The sequence below is a fragment of the Serratia sp. YWN4 genome, assembly GCF_055790845.1.
Genome location: NZ_CM147696.1, coordinates 4,183,116 through 4,208,929, shown reverse-complemented (window position 1 = coordinate 4,208,929; position 25,814 = coordinate 4,183,116). Strand labels below are relative to the sequence as shown.

18 protein-coding genes and 1 pseudogene are annotated in these 25,814 nt (G+C 51.9%); 9 read left to right on the top strand and 10 right to left on the bottom strand.

Annotated features, from left to right (window positions below; all coding sequences use genetic code 11):
• Positions 1-28 precede the first annotated feature (28 nt).
• From xni to queF, 3 genes are all read right to left on the bottom strand, one after another.
• Positions 29-787 carry a flap endonuclease Xni gene (gene xni / locus ACX9GT_RS19770; RefSeq protein WP_473188346.1) on the bottom strand — a complete coding sequence of 253 codons (759 nt, stop codon included), beginning with the start codon at positions 785-787 and terminating at the stop codon, positions 29-31.
• Positions 788-841: 54 nt separating this feature from the next.
• Positions 842-2,194 (bottom strand): nucleotide 5'-monophosphate nucleosidase PpnN, encoded by a 1,353-nt coding sequence (gene ppnN, locus ACX9GT_RS19765; protein WP_473188345.1) that lies wholly within the window; start codon positions 2,192-2,194, stop codon positions 842-844.
• 217 nt (positions 2,195-2,411) lie between these two features.
• Positions 2,412-3,257 (bottom strand): NADPH-dependent 7-cyano-7-deazaguanine reductase QueF, encoded by an 846-nt coding sequence (queF, locus tag ACX9GT_RS19760; RefSeq protein ID WP_473188344.1) that lies wholly within the window; start codon positions 3,255-3,257, stop codon positions 2,412-2,414.
• Between the two features lie 63 nt (positions 3,258-3,320).
• On the opposite strand from queF, the gene syd reads away from it, so the two are divergent.
• Positions 3,321-3,869, top strand: a complete 549-nt coding sequence (gene syd / locus ACX9GT_RS19755; RefSeq protein WP_473188343.1) for a SecY-interacting protein — start codon at positions 3,321-3,323, stop codon at positions 3,867-3,869.
• Positions 3,870-4,491: 622 nt separating this feature from the next.
• On the opposite strand, the gene ACX9GT_RS19750 is transcribed toward syd, so the two are convergent.
• Positions 4,492-5,730 (bottom strand): MFS transporter, encoded by a 1,239-nt coding sequence (locus tag ACX9GT_RS19750; protein ID WP_473188342.1) that lies wholly within the window; start codon positions 5,728-5,730, stop codon positions 4,492-4,494.
• A gap of 164 nt (positions 5,731-5,894) precedes the next feature.
• On the opposite strand from ACX9GT_RS19750, the gene ACX9GT_RS19745 reads away from it, so the two are divergent.
• The 3 genes from ACX9GT_RS19745 to pbpC all read left to right on the top strand — a co-directional run bounded on the left by ACX9GT_RS19745 (position 5,895) and on the right by pbpC (position 14,892).
• Positions 5,895-6,224 (top strand): YqcC family protein, encoded by a 330-nt coding sequence (locus tag ACX9GT_RS19745; protein ID WP_473188341.1) that lies wholly within the window; start codon positions 5,895-5,897, stop codon positions 6,222-6,224.
• Positions 6,225-6,473: 249 nt separating this feature from the next.
• Positions 6,474-12,467, top strand: coding sequence for an alpha-2-macroglobulin family protein (locus ACX9GT_RS19740; RefSeq protein WP_473188340.1), 5,994 nt, complete (start codon positions 6,474-6,476; stop codon positions 12,465-12,467).
• A 58-nt stretch (positions 12,468-12,525) separates the two neighbouring features.
• Positions 12,526-14,892 carry a penicillin-binding protein 1C gene (gene pbpC, locus ACX9GT_RS19735; protein WP_473188339.1) on the top strand — a complete coding sequence of 789 codons (2,367 nt, stop codon included), beginning with the start codon at positions 12,526-12,528 and terminating at the stop codon, positions 14,890-14,892.
• A gap of 50 nt (positions 14,893-14,942) precedes the next feature.
• Here the strand turns inward: pbpC and ACX9GT_RS19730 are convergent, their stop codons facing one another.
• Positions 14,943-16,229 carry an alpha/beta fold hydrolase gene (locus ACX9GT_RS19730; protein ID WP_473188338.1) on the bottom strand — a complete coding sequence of 429 codons (1,287 nt, stop codon included), beginning with the start codon at positions 16,227-16,229 and terminating at the stop codon, positions 14,943-14,945.
• 643 nt (positions 16,230-16,872) lie between these two features.
• On the opposite strand from ACX9GT_RS19730, the gene ACX9GT_RS19725 reads away from it, so the two are divergent.
• Complete coding sequence (locus ACX9GT_RS19725; protein ID WP_473188337.1) at positions 16,873-17,358, top strand: hypothetical protein; 486 nt, start codon at positions 16,873-16,875, stop codon at positions 17,356-17,358.
• Between the two features lie 177 nt (positions 17,359-17,535).
• Complete coding sequence (locus ACX9GT_RS19720; protein ID WP_473188336.1) at positions 17,536-19,149, top strand: SulP family inorganic anion transporter; 1,614 nt, start codon at positions 17,536-17,538, stop codon at positions 19,147-19,149.
• 21 nt (positions 19,150-19,170) lie between these two features.
• Here ACX9GT_RS19720 and ACX9GT_RS19715 read toward each other — a convergent pair whose 3' ends face one another.
• A complete protein-coding gene (locus ACX9GT_RS19715; protein ID WP_473187481.1) occupies positions 19,171-20,379 on the bottom strand; it encodes an IS256 family transposase in 1,209 nt (402 codons plus the stop codon).
• 219 nt (positions 20,380-20,598) lie between these two features.
• Positions 20,599-21,441: a diaminopimelate epimerase gene (gene dapF, locus ACX9GT_RS19710; RefSeq protein ID WP_473188335.1), complete on the bottom strand. Its 843-nt coding sequence runs from the start codon at positions 21,439-21,441 to the stop codon at positions 20,599-20,601.
• Positions 21,442-21,706: 265 nt separating this feature from the next.
• Here dapF and ACX9GT_RS19705 point away from each other — a divergent pair.
• From ACX9GT_RS19705 to ACX9GT_RS19695, 3 genes and pseudogenes are all read left to right on the top strand, one after another.
• Positions 21,707-22,113: pseudogene (locus ACX9GT_RS19705) on the top strand (Exc2 family lipoprotein).
• Positions 22,114-22,130: 17 nt separating this feature from the next.
• Entirely contained in the window at positions 22,131-22,898 is a 768-nt protein-coding gene (truC, locus tag ACX9GT_RS19700) for a tRNA pseudouridine(65) synthase TruC (RefSeq protein ID WP_473188334.1), read from the top strand.
• Between the two features lie 47 nt (positions 22,899-22,945).
• Positions 22,946-23,395: a flavodoxin gene (locus ACX9GT_RS19695; protein ID WP_473188333.1), complete on the top strand. Its 450-nt coding sequence runs from the start codon at positions 22,946-22,948 to the stop codon at positions 23,393-23,395.
• Between the two features lie 31 nt (positions 23,396-23,426).
• On the opposite strand, the gene ACX9GT_RS19690 is transcribed toward ACX9GT_RS19695, so the two are convergent.
• The 3 genes from ACX9GT_RS19690 to dapD form a co-directional block, all read right to left on the bottom strand.
• Entirely contained in the window at positions 23,427-24,161 is a 735-nt protein-coding gene (locus ACX9GT_RS19690; protein ID WP_473188332.1) for a glucosamine-6-phosphate deaminase, read from the bottom strand.
• A 209-nt stretch (positions 24,162-24,370) separates the two neighbouring features.
• On the bottom strand, positions 24,371-24,760 hold the full coding sequence (locus ACX9GT_RS19685; RefSeq protein ID WP_459401545.1) for a DUF3461 family protein: 390 nt from the start codon (positions 24,758-24,760) through the stop codon (positions 24,371-24,373).
• 187 nt (positions 24,761-24,947) lie between these two features.
• Positions 24,948-25,772, bottom strand: coding sequence for a 2,3,4,5-tetrahydropyridine-2,6-dicarboxylate N-succinyltransferase (dapD, locus tag ACX9GT_RS19680; RefSeq protein WP_473188331.1), 825 nt, complete (start codon positions 25,770-25,772; stop codon positions 24,948-24,950).
• Positions 25,773-25,814: the final 42 nt, after the last annotated feature.

Sequence of the window (25,814 nt, the reverse complement as noted above, 5' to 3'; positions counted from 1 at the left end):
GACTCTTCTCCCATTGAGTTAAGGGAGATTAACGTGCCGGTAACCGCAGTTGCTGTAGGTTACCGGTCAAGGTCAGATCGGTGCGCAGTGTGGCTACCTGTTTGCTGATATAGGCCATCTCGCGGTGTTGCTGTAGCTTGCCACGCCATTTCTCGGGCACCTGTTGCAGGTCGGCGAACAGTGCATCCAGGCTACCTGCCTGTTGTAACAGCAAGACCGCCGTTTTAGGCCCGATACCGGCTACGCCGGGGATCTTGCTGCTGCTGATCCCCGCCAATCCCCAATAGTCCGGCAATTGCTGCGGCAAGACGCCGAACTCGTTTTGCACAAACGGCAAGTCGAGCCAGCGTTTCTGAAAGTAATCGCGGATTTGTATGTTCGGTGCCAGTAACTGGCAATAACCTTTGTCGGTAGAAACGATCGTGACCTGATAGCCGCCGTTGGCCACCTTGGTGGCTAGCGTAGCGGCCAGATCGTCCGCTTCATTACCTGCTGAATGCCAACTGGCCACACCTAAGGCGGCAAAAGCCTGGCGCAGTTGCGGCATTTCCTGTTGCAGGTTTTCTGGCATCGGTGATCGCCCGGTTTTGTAATCAGGCAGCGCTTGGTGACGCCAGCTTTCGCTGCGATCGTCTTCGTCGAACACGGCGACCGCATGGGTGGGTTGGCTGTGCTGGATCAACTGTTGCAACGCGTTCTGGCAGGCATTCAGGCATGGGGAACCCTGAACAGCGTGAATGCGGCGGATTAAGTTAAGGGCGTCAACGATCAGTAAGTGTATTGGCATGGGCGGCAACATCAGAAAAAGAGGGGCGGCTGTCACGCCGCCCAGGATTGATGATCAGGCCACAATCTCATAGCAGGGCACGTAAGCGGTTCCCGGTAGTTTCATGCGGTGCTGGGCGACAAAACCCTGTAACAGGCTGTCCATCTGCTTCATCATCTGCGTATCGCCGCGCAGTTTGTAGGGGCCGAACTGCTCAATGGCATGAATGCCATTTTCTTTGACGTTACCCGCCACGATGCCGGAGAACGCCCTGCGCAGCGCGGCGGCCAGCTGTTCTGCGGGTTGATTCGGGTACAGGTTGAGGTTGGCCATGTTTTCATGGGTTGGCTCAAACGGCAGTTGCAGATCCGGCGCAATACGAATCGACCAGTTGAAGCTGTAAGCATCACCGCTATTACGGCGGTTTTCTTTCACCAATGGCATGGCTTTCTTCATCTGACGGGCAACTTCTGCCGGATCGTCGATGATGATGGTGTAATGGCGGCGCGCTTCATCACCCAGCGTATTCATGATGAATTCATCAAGTACGCGGAAGTAGTCGGCGCTCTCTTTCGGCCCGGTGAGGATCAGCGGCAGCACTTGCTCGCTGTTTTCCGGGTTCATCAGAATACCCAGCAGATAAAGCAGCTCCTCCGCCGTACCAACTCCGCCAGGGAAGATGATGATACCGTGGGCGATACGCACAAAGGCTTCCAGGCGTTTCTCGATGTCCGGCATGATCACCAGTTCATTCACCAGTGGATTAGGCGGCTCTGCGGCGATAATGGAAGGTTCGGTCATACCGATAAAACGGCTGTTACGGTAGCGCTGCTGTGCATGGCCGACGGCGGCCCCTTTCATTGGGGCTTCCATGGCTCCCGGCCCACAGCCGGTGCAGATATTCAGCTCACGCAGGCCCAACTGGCTACCTACTTTGCGCCCATACAGGTACTCATTTTCATTGATCGAATGGCCGCCCCAGCACACCACCAGGTTTGGGTCTTCATCAAGGTGCAGCGTGCGGGCATTACGCAGAATAGAGAACACCAGGTTGGTGATATGAATAGAGTCTTCTTGGAGATGCCTGGCGCTGACGAGTTGACCATGTACGAACAGAATATCGCGTAAAACGGCAAACAGGTTAGCTTGCAGTGAACGGATGATACGGCCATCAACGAAAGCGTCTTCTGGCGGGTTGACCAGTTCCAGCTTCACCCCGCGTTCGCGGCGCAGCACGTTGATGTCAAAAGTTTCATAGCGGGACAGCAGCTGTTTGCTGCTGTCAGTCTGGCTACCGGAGTTCAACACTGCGAGGGAACAATTGCGGAATAAACGGTATAGATCGCTGCTGGCAGTACGCTTTAGCATGTCGACTTCTAGCTGCGACAACAGATCCATCGAGCCAAGTGGGCTGATATGTGTAATCAAGGTCACTCCTTTACGCCCACGCTGGGGCGGTAATAATCCATACCGCAGCAGAACAGCTTTTGTGCATTCATCTTTTGCACGCTGCGGTAAGGATTTTGAATTTCCTGCCAGAATATTGGGCTAAATGGCAGAGACTCTTGATTTAACCTTACCGCCGTCCCCGGTTTTTTACCAATAAAAACCGCTCGTTAGCTCAGTTGTTGAGCACTGTCTCGCATTATTGGCGGGCTAGACGGCCACGAGCAGGTTCAAAGAGCACATTGCTGCGCCATGGGTTGATATCCAACCCGCCGCGCCGGGTATAGCGGGCATAAACGCTCAGTTGCTCCGGTTGGCAGAAACGCAGCAGATCGTTAAAAATGCGTTCAACGCATTGCTCATGAAATTCATTGTGATGGCGGAACGAAACCAGATAGCGCAGCAGTGCTTCACGATTGATCTGCGGGCCGCGATAGCGGATTTGTACCGAACCCCAATCAGGTTGATTAGTGATCAGACAGTTGGATTTCAGCAGATGGCTGACCAGCGTTTCTTCCACCAGTTGTTCGCTGGTGGCATCTTGCAGATAGCCAGCATTGAATTCATAGTCATCAATGCTGATGTCTTGCGCATCAATACAGTCACCTGCGAAGCGGGCGATCGGCGAGCCCTCAAGCTGATCGACACTGTATAAGGTCACACTGATCTCCCCCTGTGCGCAGGCTGACAAGTCGCGTTGCAGCGTATTGCGCACCGTTTCCCAATCAGGGAAATGGGTCTGGTTAAAACTGTTGAGATAGAGCTTAAAGCTTTTGGACTCGATCAGGTTGATGCTGTTGGCATTCAGGCTGATTTCGCCAACCGCGACCTGCGGCAGGCCTTTTGCATTCAACCAGGAAAGCTCATACAGCGTCCAGATATCGGCCCCATGGAACGGCAGGTTATCGGGATAAAGCCCCAAAGGTTCACGATTCATACTGCGTGGAACCGCCTGTAGCAACGCAGCGTCGTAGTGGTCATGGTAAGCGGTCGGTTTGCCCAGCGTCAGCGCCGACAGCGCCTGATGGTGTTGAGAAGAGGACATAAGCTGTCACCTTGGTCTTGGAAAGGTACAATAGCCGCCAGTTTAGCGTATGTGAGAAAAAATATGGACCAGGATGTATCGCACGCACTGCGTGAATTTACCCGGCGTTATGTCGATCTCTGGCAGCAGCAGCGTGGTCATGCGCCTGCAAGCCAGGAACTGTACGGTGTCGCTTCACCGTGTATTGTAGAAAACCGTGATGACACAGTGTTGTGGCTGCCGCAGCCGTTTATCCCTGCGGCCACCTTGGTGAAGGTGGAGAATGCATTGGAACTGCAATTACAGCCGGATATTCATACCTTTTATACCCAGCAATATGCCGGAGATATGAGCGCGCAGTTTGAAGCACAGCAAATGACGCTGTTACAGGTATGGAGCGAAGATGATTTTATCCGCTTGCAGGAGAACCTGATCGGCCATCTGGTCACGCAAAAACGCCTCAAACTTTCTCCGACGTTATTCCTGGCAACGACGGAGTCAGAGATGACGGTGGTGTCACTGTGTAACGTCAGCGGTAATGTAGTGCTTGAGCAATTTGGCAGCGATAAACGTACGTTTCTGTCCAACTCACTGGCTGATTTTCTCCGTATGTTACGTCCTGTGTTGAATTAGTTGTCCTTTTTGTATCGAGTGCGTGTGAGAGATCTCTTACAAAGGCTGTAAGAGATCGCTTTTAATTTTTTCTGATGTGTGGCTTAGATTGGACTTATTGCTATCCAGATCAATCAGTTAAAATGGACTTAGGATAATCCCTTAATAAAGTTTGATGTAATCTGTCTTACATGGCCTTGTGAGACGGAAGGAATTAAGCGATCTTATGTCTACCGGATAGGAACTGGTTGGAGCAGGAAAACATCAGGATGATGTAGCTTCAGGAAAAAGAAATGGATGCACTCAGGAAGAGTGAAAAGGATTGGTATCAGGATGATGCTCAGGATGTTTCAGGATTGAAACCAAGGACACCTCCAGGACGGAGATTGAGAGCTAGCGCAGGACTGCTGGTGGGTCAGGAAGACTAAGGAACCGCGTCAGGACGATGCTACAGGACATAGCAAGGATTGTTTGGTCAGGATGGCCGAAGGAAAAGTTTTCAGGGATTGAGCAGGGAGCACACTGTTTAGCGGGATTGCTATAAAACGAACCGGGGGCACTGTTAACGCAGTGCCCCCAATTTTTTGGCTTCAGTAGCCAATGACTAAAAAAGATTAAAATTGTTAATAATTAACTTCCGTTATTAACCGATAGCCCCCAATACATCTCCGGTGCTTTGCTTCTTCGGCAGCAGGAACAGGGTGGCGTAAATATCCAGCAGATAAATGCCCGCCAGCAGACTGATAGCTGCCGTAAAGGAAACCTGCGTCACTAGCGCACCAATCACTAACGGACCAAGCCCACCAACGCCACGCCCCAGGTTGAACAGGATATTTTGCGCCGTAGCACGCGCTTGCACCGGGTAAGTATCCGAGATCAAAGCGCCATAGCCACCAATCATACCGTTAACAAATACCCCCATCAGCGCACCCGCAAACAGCATCAAGGTTGGGTCGCTGAGCTGGGCATAGCAAATCACCATCACTACGGCACCAATCTGGTAGATCACGAAGATTTTCCAGCGTGGGAAGCGGTCAGCCAATATCCCGAACAGCCAAATACCAAAGGTCATGCCGAGCACGGTGACCGCAGTCCAGACACCGGATTTGGTCAGCGAAAAACCAAAGTTTTTTGCCAGATAGGTCGGCATCCAAATCATCAGCCCGTAATAACCGAAGTTTTGTACCGAACAAAGGATGAGGATCCCCAGGCTAGCCTTTCCTGTATCACGATCCTTAAACAGCAGTTTGACTCGTTGAGTGAAGGAAAGATGTTGTTCACCGGCTTGCTGCTGCACAAACTCTTTGGGCTCGCCCATGGTGCGGCGGATAAAGAAAGAAACCAGCGCTGGCAACAGGCCAACCAGGAACATGCCACGCCAGCCGATATAAGGCAGTAACAGCGGGGTCAGGAAGGCGGCGGCAAGCACACCAAGCTGCCAACCCATGCCGACATAGGCTGAGGCGCGGTTGCGTTTTTCTGCTGGCCAGGCTTCGGCGATCAGCGCCATGCCGATGCCAAATTCACCCCCCAGCCCGATACCGGCTAACGTGCGGTAAGCGAGCAGATCCCAGTAGCCAACGGCGATAGCACACAGGCCGGTAAACAGGGAGAACATCAAAATGGTGAGGGTCAGAATGCGGATGCGCCCGAAACGGTCGCTGAGGTGGCCGAAAATCACGCCGCCAATCACTGCGCCGATCAGCGTCCAGGTGACCAGAGAACCCGCTTCCGATGAGGTCAGGCCCAATTCAGAGGTGATCACCGGCAGCATAAAGCCAAGTATCAGTAAATCGAAGCCATCCATTGCATAACCGGTAACCGAAGCCAACATGGCTTTACCGGGTGTCGCGTGATTTTTTGTTGATGAGATTGCGGACATGTCTTTCATCTGTGTGGTTTTGAGTGGGCGTATTGTGCCGTGCTGCGCGTGGTGTCACCAGATAAAATATGCATATATCATCAACTCTGCGGAGTTGGGGCTCGCGTGGCTTAAATGCTATGCTTTCGCGCTGATAATCAGGGCTACACAGTTTGGGAAGGCAAATGAGTATAGAAAACCAGGTTCGCCGCAGTTTACAGGCGATTGAACAAGCTATGCGGGATTTGGCACTATGGCAGGCTGCACCGCCTGAGTCTGAGGCTTTCTCCAGCACTGAGCCTTTCTGCGTAGACAGTATGCGGGCAGAAGAGTGGCTGCAATGGGTGCTGCTACCGCGTATGACCGCGTTGCTGGATGCCAAAGCACCATTACCAACGCGTTTTATGATTGCCCCTTATTTTGAAGAGGCGCTGAAGGATAAACAGCCAAACTGCATGCCGCTGCTGGTATTGCTACAGCATCTGGATTCGTTGCTGAATAAAGAGCCACAGTAATGTGCTGTAGTATTTCGGCCCAGGATAAATCGCCTTCCAGGCTACTTTTGCAGATTTGCAGGCCGTTGTGCGGCCTGCAAAGCAATTCCACTGAAAAGTGCAGCTAAATGTTTTGATGATATATAGACTAAGAAGCCAATTTATTTCGTTGCATTCATTTGTGTGCACAAATGGTGGTATTCAATACGTGGATTTAAGAATTAGAAGATTCTTCTGGGTATTTATAAGGGATCATAAGGTGCTGCAATAATGGATTTATTAAAGTTCATCCTTCGTCTGCCTTTTACGTTGATAAAAGGTGTGTTTCGCCTGCTGGCTTTTATTCTGGGTTTGCTGGGGCGGCTTTTCAAGCCGGTGATCGGCAACGTTAACTGGAATGCCCCTGCCTGGGCGGTAGTGCTGTCAGGTGGGTTGAAACGTGGTTTCCTGCGGTTGGAAAGCGGGGTGGACAAATATCCAAAAGCCATCAGCCTGGCGCTGCTGGTGTTGTTGTGCGCCGCAGGCGGTGCGTTTTACGGCTGGAACTGGTGGCTCAACCGGCCGCAGCCGATTGAACCGGCACCGATGGTGTATCAGGAAACCAGCGTGAAGGTTTCTGATCCCGAACCCGTTAATTACGCGTTAGCGAAATCTGTACCGCAGGAAGTGGTTCTCGCTTTCCGCAGCTCGGTCGCTCCGCTGACCGATGTGGGTAAAGTGGTGGAAAAAGGCGTTACGCTTAACCCCGCCGCAGAGGGTCAGTGGCAATGGCGCAATGCTTGGACTCTGGTATTTACGCCAAAAAATCCGTTGCCGATGGGCGCTAAATTTGAGGTTAACCTCGATCCTGCCGTGTTGCTTGCTCCGCAAATTAAGCTTAATAACACAAGCTACAGTTTCAACGTGCCTGCGTTCGGCTATCAGTTGGGGAAAGCCGAGTATTATCAGGACCCACAAGATCCGCAAAAGCGTAGTGCTATCTTCAACGTAAAATTCAATGCGCCAGTCGATGTGGCGAGTTTTGAAAAGCAGATCGCGCTTGGGCTGACGGAAGCCAAGGCCAAATCAGAAAAGAAACTCAATTTCTCTTTGGTCTATGACGAGAAAAAACTGAATGCCTGGGTGCATTCGGAACCACTGAAAGCATTGGATCACGGTGGTTCAGTGCATCTCACTATCGGCCAGGGCGTTAAATCCGTGGTGTCTGCCAATACTACCACGGAAACCAAAGATAACCGGGTATCTGTACCAACGCTGTACAGCCTGACGGTGAAGGATACCAGTGCGCAGGTGGTGGATGCCGATGGGGCTAAAGGCCAGCGTGCGCTGATTGTTGCCTTCAGCGATGCGGTGAAAGATACCGATGTGGGTCGTGCGGTCAAAGCCTGGTTGCTGCCGCAGCATGATCCTAATGATTCTGAGGCCAATCAGGATCCGAACGAGTTTTATCGCTGGAGCGTCCAGAGCGTTGATCATCGCGTGCTGGCGCAGTCAACGCCGCTGAATATCACACTCAATGAGGCGGAAGAAAGCTATCAGCCGCAGTTCAGCTTCAAGTTTGATGCGCCTGCTCACCGCTTTATGCTGATAGAAATTGATGACCTGATGACTTCATCCGGCGGCTATAAAATGCCGGAAAAGGTCTATCGCATTGTCGAAGTGCCAGATTATCCAAAATCCTTGCAGTTTATGTCGCAGGGTTCGCTGCTGTCGGTCAATGGTGACAAGCAAATCAGCGTGGCGGCCCGCAACGTACCGGGCCTGCGTTTAGACATCAAGCGGGTGATCCCGAGCCAGTTACAGCACATTGTCTCTTTCAAAAGCAGTGAATACTCATCGGCACAGTTCAACCAGCTTAATGACGAGTATTTTACTGAACACTTCAAATACCAGACGGTGATCAACAATGATGAACCGGGCGAAGTGAACTATCAGGGCATTGATCTTTCACGTTATCTCTCGACTAACCCAGACTCCCATCGCGGCGTATTTTTGTTAACGCTGTCGGAATGGCAGCCGGAGAAGAAGAAACAGCCACAGGCTACGGAAGAAGAGGAAAGTGAACAGACCGAAGAAGAAAGCGATGATGTGCCCAGCGTAGGGGATTCACGCTTTGTCGTCGTGACCGATCTGGGGATTATCGCCAAACGCTCTCAGGATAAAACGCGCGATGTCTTTGTGCAGTCGATCAATAACGGGGCACCGGTCAGCAATGCCAAAGTATCGGTGATCGCCAAAAACGGTGTGGCGCTGCTCAGCCAAACGACCGATGCCAACGGCCATGTGCGTTTCCCTGCGCTGGATGTGTACACTAACGAGCGTAAGCCGGTGATGTTCCTGGTGGAAAAAGAAGGTGACGTCTCCTTCCTGCCAACCGGTGACTATAACGATCGCGGGCTGGATTTCTCACGCTTTGATATCTCAGGTGAAGAAACGCCGGTCGATCCGCGCACTCTGAGCAGCTATCTGTTCTCTGACCGGGGCGTTTACCGGCCGGGGGATACTTTTAATATCGGCTTGATTACCCGCGCTGCCGACTGGAGCGTGGCTCTGGCCGGTGTGCCGGTGCGTGCCGAGATCCGTGATCCGCGTGACAAACTGATGACCACGGTGCCGCTGACTCTTGGTAGCAGTGGTTTCAACGAACTGAGTTATACCACTGACGAAAATGCGCCTACGGGTGAATGGAACGTCTACCTGTACCTGATTGGCAAGAATAATGACACCACGGCGTTGCTCGGCCATACCGCCGTGAACGTGAAGGAATTCGAGCCCGATCAGTTGAAAGTGAAGCTGGAACTGACGCCGAACCGCCAGCAAGGGTGGGTAAAACCCTCTGAGTTGCAGGCAAACATTGATGTGCAAAACCTGTTTGGCACGCCAGCGCAAGATCGCCGGGTAACCTCGAAGCTGACGCTGCGGCCGATGTATCCGAATTTTGACCAATTCCCAGATTACACTTTCTACGAGAACCGCCAGAACAGCGATGGTTTTGAAACCGAACTGGAAGACAGAACCACCAATGAGCAGGGTGTGGCAAATATTCCGCTGGATCTGAAATCCTATGCGGATGCCACTTACCAACTGCAATTGCTGTCTGAAGCTTTTGTCGCCGGTGGTGGCCGCTCAGTGGCAGCGACTGCGCGGGTGCTGGTATCACCTTATGATTATCTGATCGGCGTGAAGCCGGACGGCGACTTAGGCTATATCAACCGTGATGCGGCACGTCACCTGAACGTGATTGCCGTCGATCCTGCGCTCAAGCAGATTGCATTAGCCGATCTGAAGCTGTTATTGATCGAGCAACGCTACATTTCTGTGCTTACCAAGCAGGATTCCGGTGTTTACAAATACCAGTCGAAGATGAAAGAAGTTCAGCTTTCCGAACAGCCACTGGCGTTGACTGAACAGGGTAACGATCTGACGCTGGCGACCGATAAACCGGGCGACTTTGTGCTGGTGATTGAAGATGCGCAAGGCAAAGTGCTCAATCGCATTGCCTACAGCGTGGCGGGTAATGCCAACCTCAGCCGTTCACTGGATCGTAATGCCGAACTGAAGCTGAAACTGAACCAGGCGGAATATCAGCCTGGTGAAGAGATCGAAGTCTCGATCAATGCCCCTTATACCGGCAGCGGTTTGATCACCATTGAGAAAGATCGGGTGTACGGCTGGCAATGGTTCCATACCGATACCACCAGTTCGGTACAAAAAATCCGTGTTCCTGCCGGAATGGAAGGCAACGGCTACGTTAACGTGCAGTTTGTGCGTGATGTGAATTCCAGCGAAATCTTTATGAGCCCGCTGAGCTACGGCGTGATGCCGTTTAAAATCAGCACTCGCGCCCGTCAGAACAGCCTTGAAGTGTTGGCTCCTGAGGTGATCAAGCCGGGTGAAAATCTGGCGATGACGGTGAAAACCGACGGCCCGCAGCAGGTGGCGCTGTTTGCCGTAGATGAAGGTATCTTGCAGGTGGCACGCTATCGCTTGAAAGACCCGCTGGAGTACTTCTTCCGTAAGCGTGAACTGAGGGTTGAAAGTTCACAAATCCTCGATTTGATCCTGCCGGAGTTCAGCAAACTGATGGCGCTGACGGCGGCACCGGGCGGTGATGGTGGTGAAGGGCTTGATCTCAACCTGAATCCGTTCAAGCGTAAGCGTGATAAGCCGGTTGCCTACTGGTCGGGTATTACCGAAGTGAACGGTGAGAAACAGTTCGACTATCCGGTACCGGATTACTTCAACGGCAAAATTCGGGTGATGGCGATTTCGGTCACGCCGGACAAAATCGGCAAAGCGCAGACTTCCGCGACGGTGCGTGACAACTTCATCATGACGCCGAATGTGCCTTCGATGGTGGCACCGGGTGACGAGTTTGATGTCAGCGTAGGGGTCAGCAACAACCTCGAAGGGTTGAATGGCCAAGCCGTTGCGGTGAGCATCCATCTGACGCCGCCACCGCAACTGGAAGTGGTAGGCAATGCGGAGCAAAACCTGTCGTTGGCAGAAAAACGTGAAGGGGTGGTCAGCTTCCGTCTGCGTGCCAAATCGGCCCTCGGTGATGCGCCGTTGGTGTTCGATGCCCGCTATGGCGACAAAACCAGCCGCCGTACCATCAGCACCTCGGTACGCCCGGCGATGCCTTACCGCACGCAGTCGGTGATGGGGCGGATGAACGGCAGCAACCAGAATATCGACAATCTGCGCCAGATGTTTGATGCTTACGCACAACGCCGAGCGGCAGTCTCTTATTCGCCATTGGTGCTGACCAGCGGCTTGGCACAATATCTGGCGGATTATCCGTATTACTGTTCTGAACAGATTGTCAGCCGCTCAATCCCGCTGATGCTGCAAGGCCAGCACCCGGAAATGAACAGCAGCCTGAGCCAGGCAGAAGTCAGCAAACAGTTGAAAAACCTGCTCGGCGTACTGCGTTCACGCCAGAATGACAGTGGTGCGATTGGCGCATGGCGTTCATCGCCGGATGCCGATCCGTTTGTGACGCCGTATGTGGTGCAATATCTGCTGGAGGTCAAAGCGGCAGGTTATGCGCTGCCAACCGGTATGCTGGAGGATGCCAACGGTGCGCTGCGTGAACTGGCTGCCAGTCGTTATGACGACTTGTATCACCTGCGCCTGCGTACCTGGGCGGTTTACCTGCTGACCCTACAGGGGGAAATCACCACTAACTCGCTGGCTTCGGTGCAGGATACGTTGCAGAAACTGTATCCAGAGAGCTGGAAAACCGATCTGAGCGCGTTGTATCTGGCTTCTGCTTACCGTCTGTTAAAAATGGATGATGAAGCCAATGCTCTGTTGCAACCAAGCTGGAATCAACTCAGTAAAGCCTATGATAAGGGCTGGTGGACGCAGAATTACTTCGATCCGCTGGTGCAGGACGCCACGCGGTTGTATCTGATTACCCGCCACTTCCCGGAGAAAGTGTCTGCCATACCTCCGCAGGTGCTGGAGAATATGGTCAAGGCGCTGAGAGAAGAGCGTTATACCACCTATTCTTCGGCCATGAGCATTCTGGCGCTGGAGAGTTATTCGGCACAGGTGACGGCGCAGTCTTCCTCGGTGGATACGTTGAAGATCGCGCAAAGCAGCAAGCGTAGCGATGTTGATCCACAGATCATTTCGGCACTGGAAGGGCGGTTTATCAAAGGGCAGTTTACTGCTGATGCGCAAGCTATCCACTTTGAGAATACTCGTGATGCACCAGCCTGGTACGTGGTGACGCAGGCCGGTTACGATCTGGCTGCGCCGCAGAAAGCGATTTCGCGCGGTCTGGAAATCACCCGCGATTACACCGATGAGCAAGGTAAACCGCTAACGCAGGTGACGCTGGGGCAGAAAATCAATGTGCATCTGAAAATCCGCGCCAACTCGAAAGAGGGGCAGGATAATCTGGCGATTGTCGATCTGTTGCCTGGCGGGTTTGAGGTGGTGCAGCAAACGCCTCCACCACCGGCAACGGAGAGCGAAGGGGAAGGCAGTGATGATACTGATGCTGGCTGGCAGTCACCGCTGGCGGTATCGGGCTCCACCTGGGCACCGGATTACAGTGATATCCGCGAAGATCGGGTGATCATTTATGGCAGTGCCACGACCGATGTGCAGGAGTTTGTTTATCAGATCAAAGCGACCAACACCGGTAGCTTTGTGATCCCACCGGCTTATGGCGAAGCCATGTACGATCGTGAAGTGCAGGCGCTGTCGGTCAGTAGCGGTAAACTGGTTGTTGTACCAGCGAAAAACTAATAAACCACCATCATCCCCCTGTCGTTGGTCAACGGCGGGGGGATGTGCTGAGTCGTAAATGAAAATCCATCCCGCTTTCTCTGCGGCAGCCAAACGCTGGTTGCAGAATATTTTTATGGCGGTCGTGCTGCTGGCGCTGGTGTTCCTCGGTGTGCGGCTCTGGCCGCATCCGCCGCTATCTCAGGGCGTGCCTCTCTCTTCGGTTTATTACGATCGTCAGGGTGTGCTGATGCGCATCACGCTGGCGAATGACGAGCGTTATCGCTTGTGGACACCGCTGGAGCAGATCTCTCCGCTGGTGGTGCGTGGCATTTTGCTGCATGAAGATCGCTGGTTCTATTACAACCCTGGTTTTAACCCGGTCAGCCTGGCGCGTGGCTTTTGGCGCAGCTATGTGGCCGGGGGCAAAATGCAGGGTGGCTCGACCATCACCATGCAACTGGCAAGGATGCACTGGCATCTGAATACCCGTACGCCGAGCGGTAAATTGATGCAGATAGTGCGAGCCGTACAGTTGGAGCTCAGCTATTCCAAACACGATATTTTGGAAGCCTATCTGAATTACGCTCCTTATGGCCGCAACATTGAAAGCATCGGTGCCGCCAGCCTGATTTACTTCGCCAAGGCACCGCAAGATCTGACGTTGCCGGAAGCGCTGACGCTCTCGGTTTTACCACAATCGCCCAGTTACCGTATCGACCCGAAAACCGGCGTGCTGGGCAATGCCCTGACGCAGGCTCGCAATCGCCTGTTCCTGCGCTGGCAAGGGGTTTATGCCACCGACAGCAGTCAGCAAGCCTTGTTCCAGCTACCGCTTGCGCTGCGCCAACCGGAGCAGATGCCGTATATTGCCCCACATTTTATCGAGCAACTGCGCCAACAGAAGCAACAACTGGTTCAGCGTGATACCCGCATCGATACCACGCTGGATGCAAGCTTGCAGCGGCTGATTGAAAAGCAGGTGAACGCGTTCATTGCTCGCAATCAGAGCCGGGGGATCCATAATGCCTCGGTATTGCTGGTGGATAGCCGCGATATGGGCGTGCGCGCGCTGGTGGGTTCTGCCGATTATTACAATCGTGAGATCCAGGGGCAGGTGAACGGCACCAACGCCAAACGCTCGCCGGGTTCCACGCTCAAACCCTTTATTTATGCGCTGGGTATGGAGCAGGGCGTATTGCACCCGATGACCATTTTGAAAGACGTGCCCTCATCTTTTGGGGCTTATGCGCCAGAGAATTTTGACCGGCGCTTTCTGGGGCCGGTAACTGCCACGGATGCACTCAATTTCAGCCGTAATATTCCAGCCGTTTATGTGGCTTCGCAGTTGCGGCAGCCGACGTTCTATCAGTTTTTACGCTTGTCCGGCGTGGCTAATATGGCCAGTGAGAACCACTACGGGCTGTCGCTGGTGCTGGGCGGTGGCGAAGTCACGGCGCAGGAGTTGGCAAAGTTGTATGCGCTGTTGGCAAATCGCGGCGCACTGCGCCCGTTACGCATGCAAAAAATTGATGTTTCCCCTCAGCCGATACGTCTGCTCAGTGAAGAAGCCAGCTTTATCACTTTGGATATGCTGCGGCAGCACCGTCGGCCCGGCGATACTCTGGCACAGCGTTCATCTTCGCTGCCGGTCTATTGGAAAACCGGCACTTCCTGGGGATTCCGCGACGCCTGGAGCGTGGGTATTTTCGGCCCCTATGTGCTGGTGGTTTGGGAAGGGAATTTTGACAGCAAAGGCAACAACGTGTTTGTCGGCGCTGACGCTGCCGCACCGCTGTTTTTCAATATCATCGACAGTGTGAATGCCAGCTACCCGGCGTTGCAGGAGCCGAAGCGTCCGCTGCCAAAACAGCTGAAGCGGGTGGATATCTGCCTGGCCAGTGGCAATTTACCTACGCCGTGGTGCCAGCAAAAAGGCAAAACCTGGTTTATCCCTGGCAAATCGCCGATTAAAGTGGATACTGTTTATCGCCCGGTGGTGCTGGAGATCCAGAGTGATGAAGTGGCTTGCCCGCCCTATGATGAAACGCAAACTCGCACCGAAGTGTTTGAGTTTTGGCCTTCCGATCTGGCGAACGTGTTTGCGCAGGCGGGTTTGCCGAAACGCGCTCCCCCGGTGAATCGTTGTAAAGATAACGGTATAGCCATTAGCGGCAACCCGCCGCGTATTACTTCACCACTGAAAAATACCACCTATACCCTACGGCAGTCGCAGCAGGGGCGCGATAAAATAGCCTTCAATGCCGTAACCGATGCCGACAGTAAAACGGTGTACTGGTTTGTGGATGATATCTATCTTGGCAGCAGCGCCAGCAAAACAGCGATCGACTGGCGTCCGGTCAATAACGGCCAGTATCGCATCAGGGCGGTGGACGATCGTGGGCGGGCGGATAGCCGGATGATAATGATTGAACTGGTGAATTGACCGGCGCTGTGTAGGCAGAATATCCATCACAGCAACGCCGGTCACTGCCGTTATATGCAGAGCACTCCGGCTTTCTGCGCCATAGTTTGCAGGTGGCCAAACACGTTACCGACGCGCAGACCGTTGTGCTCATACTCATTGGTGATCCAGGGTGTCAGATTCCCCACTTGCTGCGCAGTCTCCAGCGATAGCCGGACATCGACGTACATATCGCTGAAGTAAACCGCGGCGAATACCGGTACCTGGTTTTCGAGCAAGCGTTCGCTGTTATACAGCGGTGACCATACCCGGCGTTCGGCCAATAACTTGACCGCATCGTTGAACGGGCGCAGTGCCGCAATGTCGGTAAACATCCACGGGTAGATCATCTCACCGGTCAGGTAGAGAGGCCGACGCTCTTCAGCAAAGGCATCAAAATTATGCCGCAGGCGCTGCGCGGCCCAATTGGTGGCTTTATCCTGCGCGTAGATACTTTCATGCAGCACGGCAAATAGCGGGTTTTCCGCATAGCTGGTGAGGGCCATAACCTGTGACAGGAAAGTATCGCTGAACTGCCCATCAGGATTAAAAGCCTCGTCGAACAGCCATAACAGCCGTTCATAACCTTCGCTCATGCCAAGGTCGATTCCCAGGCTTTGCAGGCGTTTGACGGTCAAGCGATCGCCATCGGGCAGCAAGACTTCCTGTTGCTCAAGCCGATCGGCGATCAGGCCTATTTGTTCTTTAAGGTGCGGATAGCGCCGATAGAAAATCTGGTTTTTCGCCACCACTTGCGGGTAAGTATGCGCATAAACCTGATCGGCGTCTGGCTGCAGGCTCGCGAGGCCACCGGTCATAAAACAGGTGTGCAAGCCTTCCGGTGCCTGGGAAAGATAAGTTAAGGTAATAAAGCCGCCGTAACTTTGCCCGAGCGTGCTCCAGGGGCGATCGCCAAAGCAGTTTTTGCGCAGATACTCGGCATCCGCCACAATCGAGTCTGCCCGGAAACAGGATAGATAATCAGCTGCCTGAACGTCGCTGAGCCCGGCCAGGCTTTTGCCTTCAACCCGGCTGCTGCGCCCGGTTCCGCGCTGATCGAGCAAGATCACTCTGTAGGTTTTCAGGGCTTCGGCGATCCAACTGCTGCGTGCGGTGGGGCGTGGGCTTTTCCCGCCGGGCCCGCCTTGAAGAAACAGCAGGCAAGGTAGCTGTTCCTCGCGACGTGCAGGATCCACCAATTCGCGGGCAAAAACCTCAATGGTGCGTGTATCCTGATCATCGAACCATTTCAATGGTACCTGAATGATATGCTCACGCACCCAAATGGCGGGTAGCAAATACTCTCGTTCAACAGTCATGTCATTTTCTTCCCTTTTGTTCTTTCCTCACTTTTCAGTGGCTCTATACCGCCAACGGCGTTTTACGAAGCTGCTCTAGCTGGCCAAGGCTACCTCATCGTTTTCTGTTGTCAGCGGTAATCAGGGTAAAAACTGTGGATGCTCTTTTTCAGAAACCACTGATTTTCCTGACTGAAAGGTCAGCTTCGCTTGGTTTACATCGTGCTTGGTTTTACCTGTAAGTAGAAGTGAGGCTTTATCAAACGACCTGAACGTTATGAACATAACTCGCGAAGACGGATTTGTGCTAGTACGTTAACGCAATGTAAAATGATCGCCATCACAATATTGATGATAGCTTTTAGTGCCCGCGTTCATGCTGAGCGATCAAGCCGGTTTTGCTGCGTTAGATGCTGGCTCGTTAGCACAACGGCGATTGCTTAAGTGTGGTCATGAATGATGCGCCATCCCTCGCCAGTGCGAACTCTTTAATCTCACCGAAAATGGCCTACGTTCATGTAAGGCAAAGTAAAATTGGACACCCTTTTAATAGGGAACTATATCTTAAAACAGGGTCAGGTTTTATACCTGACCTCATTGTTTTCGTCGTGAACCGTGTCGTGAAAGGTGAACACATCCCCGTAATAACTATATGGAGTAAACCATGATTACAGAAGCACAAGTCAATCAGGCCCAGCAGGACTGGTGCGATGGTTTGGTGAGAATCGGGGCAACGTATCGGCAGGAAGGGGATTACCAAGCTGTCGCGGCAGCCGTTGTAGATACTCTATACGATTACAAAGATGGCGTTGTGTTCTTCAAGCCCACTTTGGCACATGGGGCTAAGACATTCCGCAGTAGTCGTGAAGGGGCTATTTCTTACTTCGTCGGCGGGAACCCCAATTTTCCTGATGATGCTGGTTTTGCCTTGAAAGTGTGGCAAAAAGTCTGGTACGACAACAATGCCGCTGAGAATGGCATTCAGATTCATGGTGATATTGCGATCACTATGGGTAACGTCTATCTGATTAGCGAGAATAACGAGGAAGTGATGGTAGATAAGACGTTTGTTTTCCGTCGCTGTGCAGATGGTCAGTTGCGCCTATGTGCACATAAATCAGCGTTGCCTTTTACTCCTCCGGCCAAATAATACAGCTTGATTATATGTACGAGTTGCTGCGGCTCCGAAGGAGGAAAGCCATGGATAAGGCTAATAATCCAGGGGCCACAGCAGCTGTAATCTGAAGTATTACGAGTATAAAAAACATCATTACAACTTCCATTAGCCCGCAAATTAATTTCACGGAACCAGCAGAGAGAGGGCGTCATGAATATCAGCAAAGGTTTTTCCGGCGATCTTTTCGGTGGGCTGACAGCGGCGATTGTTGCTTTGCCATTGGCTCTGGCCTTTGGGGTACAGTCAGGTATGGGGGCTGTCGCCGGGCTCTATGGGGCTATTGCTCTTGGTATTCTGGCGGCACTGTTCGGTGGTACACGTACGCAGATCAGCGGCCCAACCGGGCCGATGACCGTGGTGTCCAGCGCCATTATTGCGGCAGAGATTGCCTACTTTGGCTCCTTGGAAGCAGCGCTACCTTCTATCGTGGTGACTTTTGTTCTCGCGGGATTATTGCAGATCCTAATGGGGATGCTCAAAGTGGGGCAGTACATTCGTTATATGCCTTACCCTGTTATCTCTGGCTTTATGAGCGGCATCGGCCTGATTATTATTATCACGCAACTCTTTCCACTGATGGGCCTGGTTTCACCCGGTTCGCCGTTGAGCACCCTGCTCGCCGTTGGTTCGGCTATAGGTAATATCAATCTGCAGGCGCTATTTTTGGCATTGGGTACTATCGCGACCATTTATCTGTTCCCAAAAATCACTAAAGTTATCCCAGCCACGCTGGTTGCCCTGGTGCTATTTACCTTGTTGTCGATAGTCTTAAAATTGCAGGTACCCACTATCGGAGATATACCACAGGGGCTGCCGGAACTGCATTTGAATGCCTTTACCCAGATCGAGTGGCATGACCCTGCCATTATCATTTTTACCGCATTAACCCTGGCCAGTTTAGGGGCGATCGACTCTCTGCTCACCTCTGTCGTGGCCGATAATATGACGCGTACCCAGCACAACTCTAATCGCGAATTGATTGGGCAGGGGATGGGTAATGCGGTGGCGGGGTTATTCGGGGGGCTTCCTGGCGCAGGGGCAACCATAAGAACGGTAGTTAATATTCGTTCCGGCGGTAACTCTCGGCTATCAGGAATAACGCATGGTCTGATCTTGCTGTTTATTCTATTGGGTGCCGGTAAATATGCTGGCTTGATCCCGGTGCCAGTGTTGGCCGGTATTCTGATCACGGTAGGGATCGGTATCATTGACTACCGTAGCCTGAGGGATTTGCGGTCAATTCCCCGTGCTGACGTGGTGATTATGCTGAGCGTGACGTTACTCACCGTATTTGTCGATCTCTTGCAGGCGGTAGGAATTGGGATGGTAATGGCCGCACTGTGGTTTATGAAACAGATGGGCGATCTGACAGAACAAAAATCCCAAGGGCATCTGTTATCAAAAGATAAACGGGTGGTTCTGCCCGATGAACAAAAATGGCTTGATGGGCACGAAGAACAAGTCTATATACAACATTTTGACGGGCCGATTTTCTTTGGTTTTATCTTTGGTTTTAACCGCATCATTCGGGAATTGCCTGAGGTGAAAACCGTGATTTTCCGTATGGAGAATGTGCCCTATATTGACCAGAGCGGATTATATGCGTTCGAGGATGCGATGACTAACCTGCGCCAAAATGGAATTGAGATAATGTTCTGCGCATTGCAGGCACAGCCGCGAAGTATGTTAGAAAAGATTGGTTTGATCCCGAATCTGGTTTCTCCAGACAAGATCGTCGAACGCTTCGAGGGAGCCTGTCCATAATTCTGTGTAACTGCCAACGTATTAAAGGTGACCGTCTAAGCGGTCACCGAATTCGATAATAAAACGACTCATCGCCAACCGCCAGTTCTTGATCGGCATACTCCATTTTTTCGACGCCGCCTGGATCGCCAGATAAATCACTTTTCTCACCGAGTCATCTGTCGGGAACACTTTACGCTTTTTAATCGCCTGCCGGATCACGCTGTTCAGCGACTCGATTGCGTTGGTCGTGTAGATCGCCTTGCGGATATCCGCTGGATAGCCGAAGAACGTGTTGAGATTTTCCCAGTGAGTACGCCAGCTTTTGCTGATTTGCGGGTATTTCTCATCCCAGACGCCTGCGAACTTGTCCAGCGCCATCAGGGCCGCCTCCTCTGTCGGGGCCTGGTACACTGTTTTCAACCCGCTGGTGACCGCTTTGTAGTCTTTCCACGACACGTACTTCAGGCTGTTGCGTACCATGTGGATAATGCACAGTTGGATGTGGGTTTGCGGATAGACGCTGTTTATCGCATCGGGGAAGCCTTTCAGGCCATCGACGCAGGCAATCAGGATATCCTGAAGACCCCGATTTTTCAGCTCAGTCAATACGTTGAGCCAAAACTTCGCCCCTTCATTTTCTGCCAGCCACATACCCAGAAGTTCTTTCTGACCCTCGGTGTTGATGCCCAGGGCAAGGAACACGGCCTTGTTGATGACGCTGCCATTTTGACGCACCTTCACCACGATACAGTCAAGGTAAACAATGGGATACAGTGAGTCCAGTGGCCGGTTTTGCCACTCGGTAACCTGCTCTTTAACGGCATCGGTGACTTTGGATATCAGCGTGGGTGACACGTCGGCATCGTACATCTCCTTGAACGTGGAGACGATTTCCCTCGTCGTCATCCCTTTGGCATATAAGGATAAAATCTGGCTGTCCATCTGCGTGATACGCGTCTGGTTTTTCTTTATCAGTTGGGGCTCAAAGGAGCCTTCACGGTCACGGGGTGTATTCAGCTCGAACTCACCATCATCAGTGAGCAGCGTTTTAGACGAGTAACCGTTACGGGCATTCGAGCCTTTTTTAGGGGTGTTTTTTTCATGGCCGAGGTGGTCAGTCAGCTCGGCATTCAAGGCGGTTTCGACGGTGAGCTTGGTCAACATACGAGAAAACGCATTGAGATCGGCTTCGGTTTTAATGCCTTTGGCCAGCTCAGCAGCGAGTGCCTTAAGTTTCTTTTCGTCCATAATTTGCCTGTCTCCATTGTCAGGAAGAACATATCAAAAACAGGCAATTACACAAATTAAATTACAGTCTCCTTCGAGGATTTGGTTCCATTATAGTGAGCGAGTAAGCGGTTAATTTGAATGTTCTATTTATCCCGATGCTCATGCCCATCAACGTTGATGGACATGAGTAATAAACTCTAAATCGCGCTCATTTTTTATTGTTTCGAGAGGGGGAGATCACATATCAAAAAAACAGTCTTCATCAAGTACTGATGTGGATATTTTCTGTACTGGGCCGCACATTCTGACTTGGAAATCATCGCTGAAGCTAATAATCAACTGCCCACCGGGCATATGTACGGTAACCTTGTCATCGACCAGCCCTAGCTTACGCATCGCACTGGCGGCGGCACAGCTGCTGCTACCCGATGCCAATGTATAACCTGCACCACGTTCCCATATGCCAATACGAATATTGCTGCGATCCCGAACCTCCACCAACTGGACATTGGTGCGTTTGGGGAAGATTGGCAATGTTTCTATTTTTCTTCCCAGTTCTTTCACCAAGGCAAGATCCAGTTTTTTCACCTGGACAACGCAGTGAGGATTACCCATTGATACCAAGGTCGCACTCAGTTTATGGCCATCAATAGGAAGTGGTAATGCCAGCGCAGTTTCACCTTCGACCAAAGCAGGTAGTACAGACGGTGTGAAATTGGCTTGCCCCATATCGACTATGATTTGATGCAAATCTTCCGTGACTTCACAGCGTACCTGCCCACCGAGGGTATTCACATAAAATGGTGAATGGGAAACTCGACCTGTATCAAACAGGTAACGAGCATAGATACGTAAACCGTTACCGCTCTTCTCGGCTTCGGAGCCATCGGGGTTGATTATGCGTAACGTTGGGAGAGCAAGATCGTCGATATCGATAAGTAACCCATCGGAACCAAGCCCGTAATGACGGTCACAAATACGCCGTATTTGCTGATTGGTCAGGCGATCCGCCACACTACGCTGACACACCAGGTAATCGTTACCTAACCCATGATAGCGGTGAAAAATAAGTTCGTTCATTGGCATCTCATAAAGTAGTGGTGGTTTTATTCATACTGGTAAATGACCGTTTCCGAGGTTGCCATCACCGTTGCTGTACTTTGTGGCAATTTTAGGCTGGCCTATGCACTGGGCGTATTGACCATTTATAGAGCAACCGTTAAAAAGATCAGGGTGACGACAGCGTTATTATTAAGTGGCTGCTCTCTTTATAAGATAAACTATTCATCATGAATTTATATTTTTCAATGAATTAAATAGATATTTACTATTTCAAGGAAGTATTATGACCCTGGCTATGCCTCGTACCATTGTTTTGTTGATAACCCTATTTCTGAGCGCCTGCTCAGGCCAGCAAAGTAGCCCAGAACGCCACGCCAAGCGTGCTATTTATCAGTTGGATCAGGTGCATTTTGATCCCAATAGCCGAATGGATATTTCAGGTTCGATAAAGCACGCCACACCGTTTTTTACTATGAGACTGGGAAAGCCGATCGGGCAAAAGGGCTAACGCGCCAGCAGGCTCAGCAGCGAGAAGCGTATTTCCGCAGCCCCGAATTCCTTCAAGAATCGGAACAGAAAAGTATATTTATCAACCAAAAATATTCAGCAGATAACCCGCAGAAACAGCGTCAGATACTGGTGGATGCCGCTGTTGCTACCTACTGGGATGGGTACGAAGGCAGATCTTGAATTAGGAATATTGTTATATGAAAGTTTTGTATCAGGACGAGCATCTGATTGCAGTCAACAAACCTGCGGGCTGGTTGGTGCATCGTAGTTGGTTGGATCGTCATGAAACGAAGTTCGTGATGCAAACCGTGCGCGATCAGATTGGTCAGCATGTATTTACCGTACATCGCCTTGATCGTCCCACTTCCGGCGTATTACTGATGGCGCTATCCAGCGACGTTGCGCGCATGCTGTCGCAGCAGTTTGAACGGCATGAAGTGCAGAAAACTTATCATGCGATGGTGCGGGGTTATGTGCTTGAAGAAGGCACTATCGATTATGCGCTGACGGAAGAGTTGGATAAGCTGGCGGACAAGCAGGCCGACCCAGATAAAGGCCCAAAATCGGCGGTGAGCCATTACCGGCCTTTGGCTACGGTGGAAATGCCGGTGGCGATTGGCCGTTATGCCACCTCGCGCTACAGCCTGGTTGAACTGAAGCCGGAAACCGGCCGTAAGCATCAGTTGCGCCGTCATATGGTGCACATCCGCCATCCGATCATTGGGGATACCGCACATGGCGATCTGCGTCAGAATCGTGGTATGGCACAGCATTTTGCCTGTTCGCGCCTGATGCTCCATGCTAGCCACCTGCAACTTAATCACCCCATCACCGGTGAAAAACTGCATATTTCCGCCCCTTGGGATGCCACTTGGCAGGGAGTGATGTCACAATTTGGCTGGCTCGACGTTATCCCTGAGCTTGCTGGGGTTGAGTTTCCCATGGCTAACGGTCAGGATAACTGAGCATTTTTTAAGACATATCCAAAGAAATCATCAAAGGAGCAGGAGCGATGGCTCAGGTTGGTATTTTCGTAGGGACGATCTACGGTAATTCATTGCTGGTGGCGGAAGAGGCGGAAAATATCCTTAAAGAGCAAGGCCATGAGGTCAAGCTGTTTGAAGAAGGGGAACTGGAGGCCTGGCAGTTTTATCGCCAGCACTATGTGTTAGTGGTGACTTCCACCACCGGGCAGGGCGATCTGCCAGACAGCATTGCGCCGCTGTTTCATGCTCTGCGCGATCAGGTCGGCTATCAGCCCGAATTGCATTATGGGCTGATTGCGCTCGGTGACAGCAGCTACGACAACTTTTGCGGTGCTGGCCGTGCTTTTGATGCGCTGTTGCAGGAGCAAGGGGCAACACGGGTGGGAACCGTCTTGGAAATCGATGCGCAAGAACAACCCGAACCAGAAGTCGCATCCTGTCCTTGGGTCGAGCAGTGGGGTTTATTGCTGAAATAGTAAACCCCAGGCGCGGTGTTGCTTGCGGTGATCAACGTTCGTGGCTGTTGGTAAGCAACTGCGCTGCGTCAAAATCGGCAAACAAGGTGCAGGCCGGATGCAAGCGCAGTATGGAAGCAGGGATGGCTTCCGTCAGCGGCCCTTCCAGCGCCTGCTTGAGTATTGGCGCTTTTTTCTCACCGGTTACCAACAGCAGGATATTTTTGGCTTGCATGATGGTTTTGAGCCCCAGAGAAAAATAAGCGTCAGGAACCAACGCTTTACCCCCCACTTCGTTTGCCAATAAGGCTGTCAGCTCGAGGTTATCGCGATCGACGGCAATCCGGCGTGCTTCGCTATCAAACGACGAACCCGGCAGGTTAGCGGCGATATGCCCATCGCTGCCTAGCCCCAGAATCAGTAAGTCAATGCCTCCATCCGCTTCTATCAGCCGGTCCGCTTGAGAATAATTGCTGCCGTTCAGCGCGTGGATGCGTTCATCAGGCACCCCGGCAGGTTCGAACAGATGGCGTTGTAAATGGCGATAAATGGCGCCCTGATCGTTCTCAAACGGATGAAAAGGCACTTCATCCTGCGTGTAATAATGCACATGGCGATATTGCGGGTTATCACGCAGATGTGGGATTAATGCTTGATACAGCGCTAAGGGCGTTGATCCCCCGGTTGGGGCAAAGTTGAAACGTGAGCGCGCTCGCATGGCTTGTGAAATATCACTGACCGCCTGCGAGGTGAGCAGCTCTTGGTTGGGGAATAATTCAATTCTCATGGTGTTTTCTCTATGGCTGGGTTATGCAGGGCAAAAAAAAACCTAACCCCTTAACTGCTCCCCAGGCCAAAGCGCGGGAAACGTTAAAGAGTTAGGTTTTGCCTGCTAAGCAGTAACAATCCTATCGGATGACCAGTTAACCCTAGCATACCGGGAACGGTCAAAATGTGAACTCAGTAACAGGCAGGTTTAATGCTCTGCTCTTGGGGTTATTTACCGCGCGTCAGTTTGTCCAGATCGGATTCAATCTCGGCAATCTTGTGGGAAACCACGTTTTCCAGATGGCGCAGGTCGTCAAGAATTTTACGTTTCAGATCCACTTCTATCTGATCGCGCTGGCAGAGTTGATCCAGCTCGTCGATCACGTAGCGCAGATTGGGGTTAATCTCGTGGATTTCTTTGTAGCCTTGACCCGCATTGTCGGCTACTACGGTCTTGCGTTGACGCGGATATTTGAACTTAACGCTTTTGGCAAAGAACTCGCCTTTGTCCTTGCGGAAATAAATCTTGAGAATGTCGTTATTGGCCTCCTGACGCAGACTATAGCGATCGACATCTTCTGGTTGATTGATTCCTAAGCTTTTCAGGTTGTCATACATAATCGCGCCACCTTTTAATGGATTTTACACCGGTTTCATTTCAATTCTCAGTGATGTTAGCTGAAAACTGACATTCATCAGGGATGTTTCACTGTGAGAATTATGGTGAAAACTGCCGCCAGAGACTGTGACGGTTCGCGTATTGAAGGCAAAAAAAGAGCGGGTGATATTCACCCGCTCTTCAATATTAGTCGATGGTGCGTAACAACTCATTAATCCCGACTTTGCCGCGCGTTTTAGCGTCGACTTTCTTGACGATCACCGCGCAGTACAGGCTGTATAAACCGTCTTTGGAAGGCAGGTTGCCAGAAACTACCACCGAGCCAGCAGGGACGCGGCCGTAATGCACTTCACCGGTTTCACGGTCATAAATGCGGGTGCTTTGACCGAGATAAACGCCCATTGAGATCACCGAACCTTCTTCTACGATCACTCCTTCCACCACTTCGGAACGCGCGCCGATGAAGCAGTTGTCTTCGATGATGGTTGGGTTGGCTTGCAGTGGTTCCAGCACGCCACCAATGCCGACGCCGCCAGACAGGTGAACGTTTTTACCAATTTGCGCGCAGGAACCCACGGTGGCCCAGGTATCAACCATGGTGCCTTCATCGACGTAGGCACCGATGTTGACGTAAGACGGCATCAGCACGGTATTACGGGCGATAAATGCGCCTTGGCGGACGGTTGCCGGTGGCACCACACGGAAGCCCTCTTTCTGGAAACGCGCTTCGTCGTAATCGGCGAACTTCATCGGCACTTTGTCGTAGTAACGGGTTTCGGCACCGTCCATTACTTTGTTGTCGTTGATGCGGAAAGAAAGCAGCACGGCTTTTTTCAGCCACTGATGCGTTACCCACTGACCGTCAATCTTCTCGGCAACGCGCAGAGCGCCGCTGTCCAGCAAGGCGATCACTTGGTTTACCGCTTCACGCGTTACGGTGTCTGCGTTGGCCGGGGTGATATCCGCACGGCGTTCGAAGGCGCTTTCAATAACGTTCTGTAATTGCTGCATTCTGTTCTCTGTCCTGGTTTTAGTTACGAAAGGTTACTTGTA

What these genes read in the sequence shown, in the direction of transcription:
- pbpC (WP_473188339.1), top strand. Translation starts at nt 12,526, where the DNA reads ATGAAAATCCATCCCGCTTTCTCTGCGGCAGCCAAACGCTGGTTGCAG.
- xni (WP_473188346.1), bottom strand. Translation starts at nt 787, where the DNA reads ATGCCAATACACTTACTGATCGTTGACGCCCTTAACTTAATCCGCCGC.
- dapF (WP_473188335.1), bottom strand. Translation starts at nt 21,441, where the DNA reads ATGAACGAACTTATTTTTCACCGCTATCATGGGTTAGGTAACGATTAC.
- ACX9GT_RS19720 (WP_473188336.1), top strand. Translation starts at nt 17,536, where the DNA reads ATGAATATCAGCAAAGGTTTTTCCGGCGATCTTTTCGGTGGGCTGACA.
- ACX9GT_RS19740 (WP_473188340.1), top strand. Translation starts at nt 6,474, where the DNA reads ATGGATTTATTAAAGTTCATCCTTCGTCTGCCTTTTACGTTGATAAAA.
- ACX9GT_RS19750 (WP_473188342.1), bottom strand. Translation starts at nt 5,730, where the DNA reads ATGTCCGCAATCTCATCAACAAAAAATCACGCGACACCCGGTAAAGCC.
- ACX9GT_RS19695 (WP_473188333.1), top strand. Translation starts at nt 22,946, where the DNA reads ATGGCTCAGGTTGGTATTTTCGTAGGGACGATCTACGGTAATTCATTG.
- syd (WP_473188343.1), top strand. Translation starts at nt 3,321, where the DNA reads ATGGACCAGGATGTATCGCACGCACTGCGTGAATTTACCCGGCGTTAT.
- ACX9GT_RS19725 (WP_473188337.1), top strand. Translation starts at nt 16,873, where the DNA reads ATGATTACAGAAGCACAAGTCAATCAGGCCCAGCAGGACTGGTGCGAT.
- queF (WP_473188344.1), bottom strand. Translation starts at nt 3,257, where the DNA reads ATGTCCTCTTCTCAACACCATCAGGCGCTGTCGGCGCTGACGCTGGGC.
- ACX9GT_RS19690 (WP_473188332.1), bottom strand. Translation starts at nt 24,161, where the DNA reads ATGAGAATTGAATTATTCCCCAACCAAGAGCTGCTCACCTCGCAGGCG.
- ACX9GT_RS19730 (WP_473188338.1), bottom strand. Translation starts at nt 16,229, where the DNA reads ATGACTGTTGAACGAGAGTATTTGCTACCCGCCATTTGGGTGCGTGAG.
- ACX9GT_RS19745 (WP_473188341.1), top strand. Translation starts at nt 5,895, where the DNA reads ATGAGTATAGAAAACCAGGTTCGCCGCAGTTTACAGGCGATTGAACAA.
- ACX9GT_RS19715 (WP_473187481.1), bottom strand. Translation starts at nt 20,379, where the DNA reads ATGGACGAAAAGAAACTTAAGGCACTCGCTGCTGAGCTGGCCAAAGGC.
- truC (WP_473188334.1), top strand. Translation starts at nt 22,131, where the DNA reads ATGAAAGTTTTGTATCAGGACGAGCATCTGATTGCAGTCAACAAACCT.
- ACX9GT_RS19685 (WP_459401545.1), bottom strand. Translation starts at nt 24,760, where the DNA reads ATGTATGACAACCTGAAAAGCTTAGGAATCAATCAACCAGAAGATGTC.
- dapD (WP_473188331.1), bottom strand. Translation starts at nt 25,772, where the DNA reads ATGCAGCAATTACAGAACGTTATTGAAAGCGCCTTCGAACGCCGTGCG.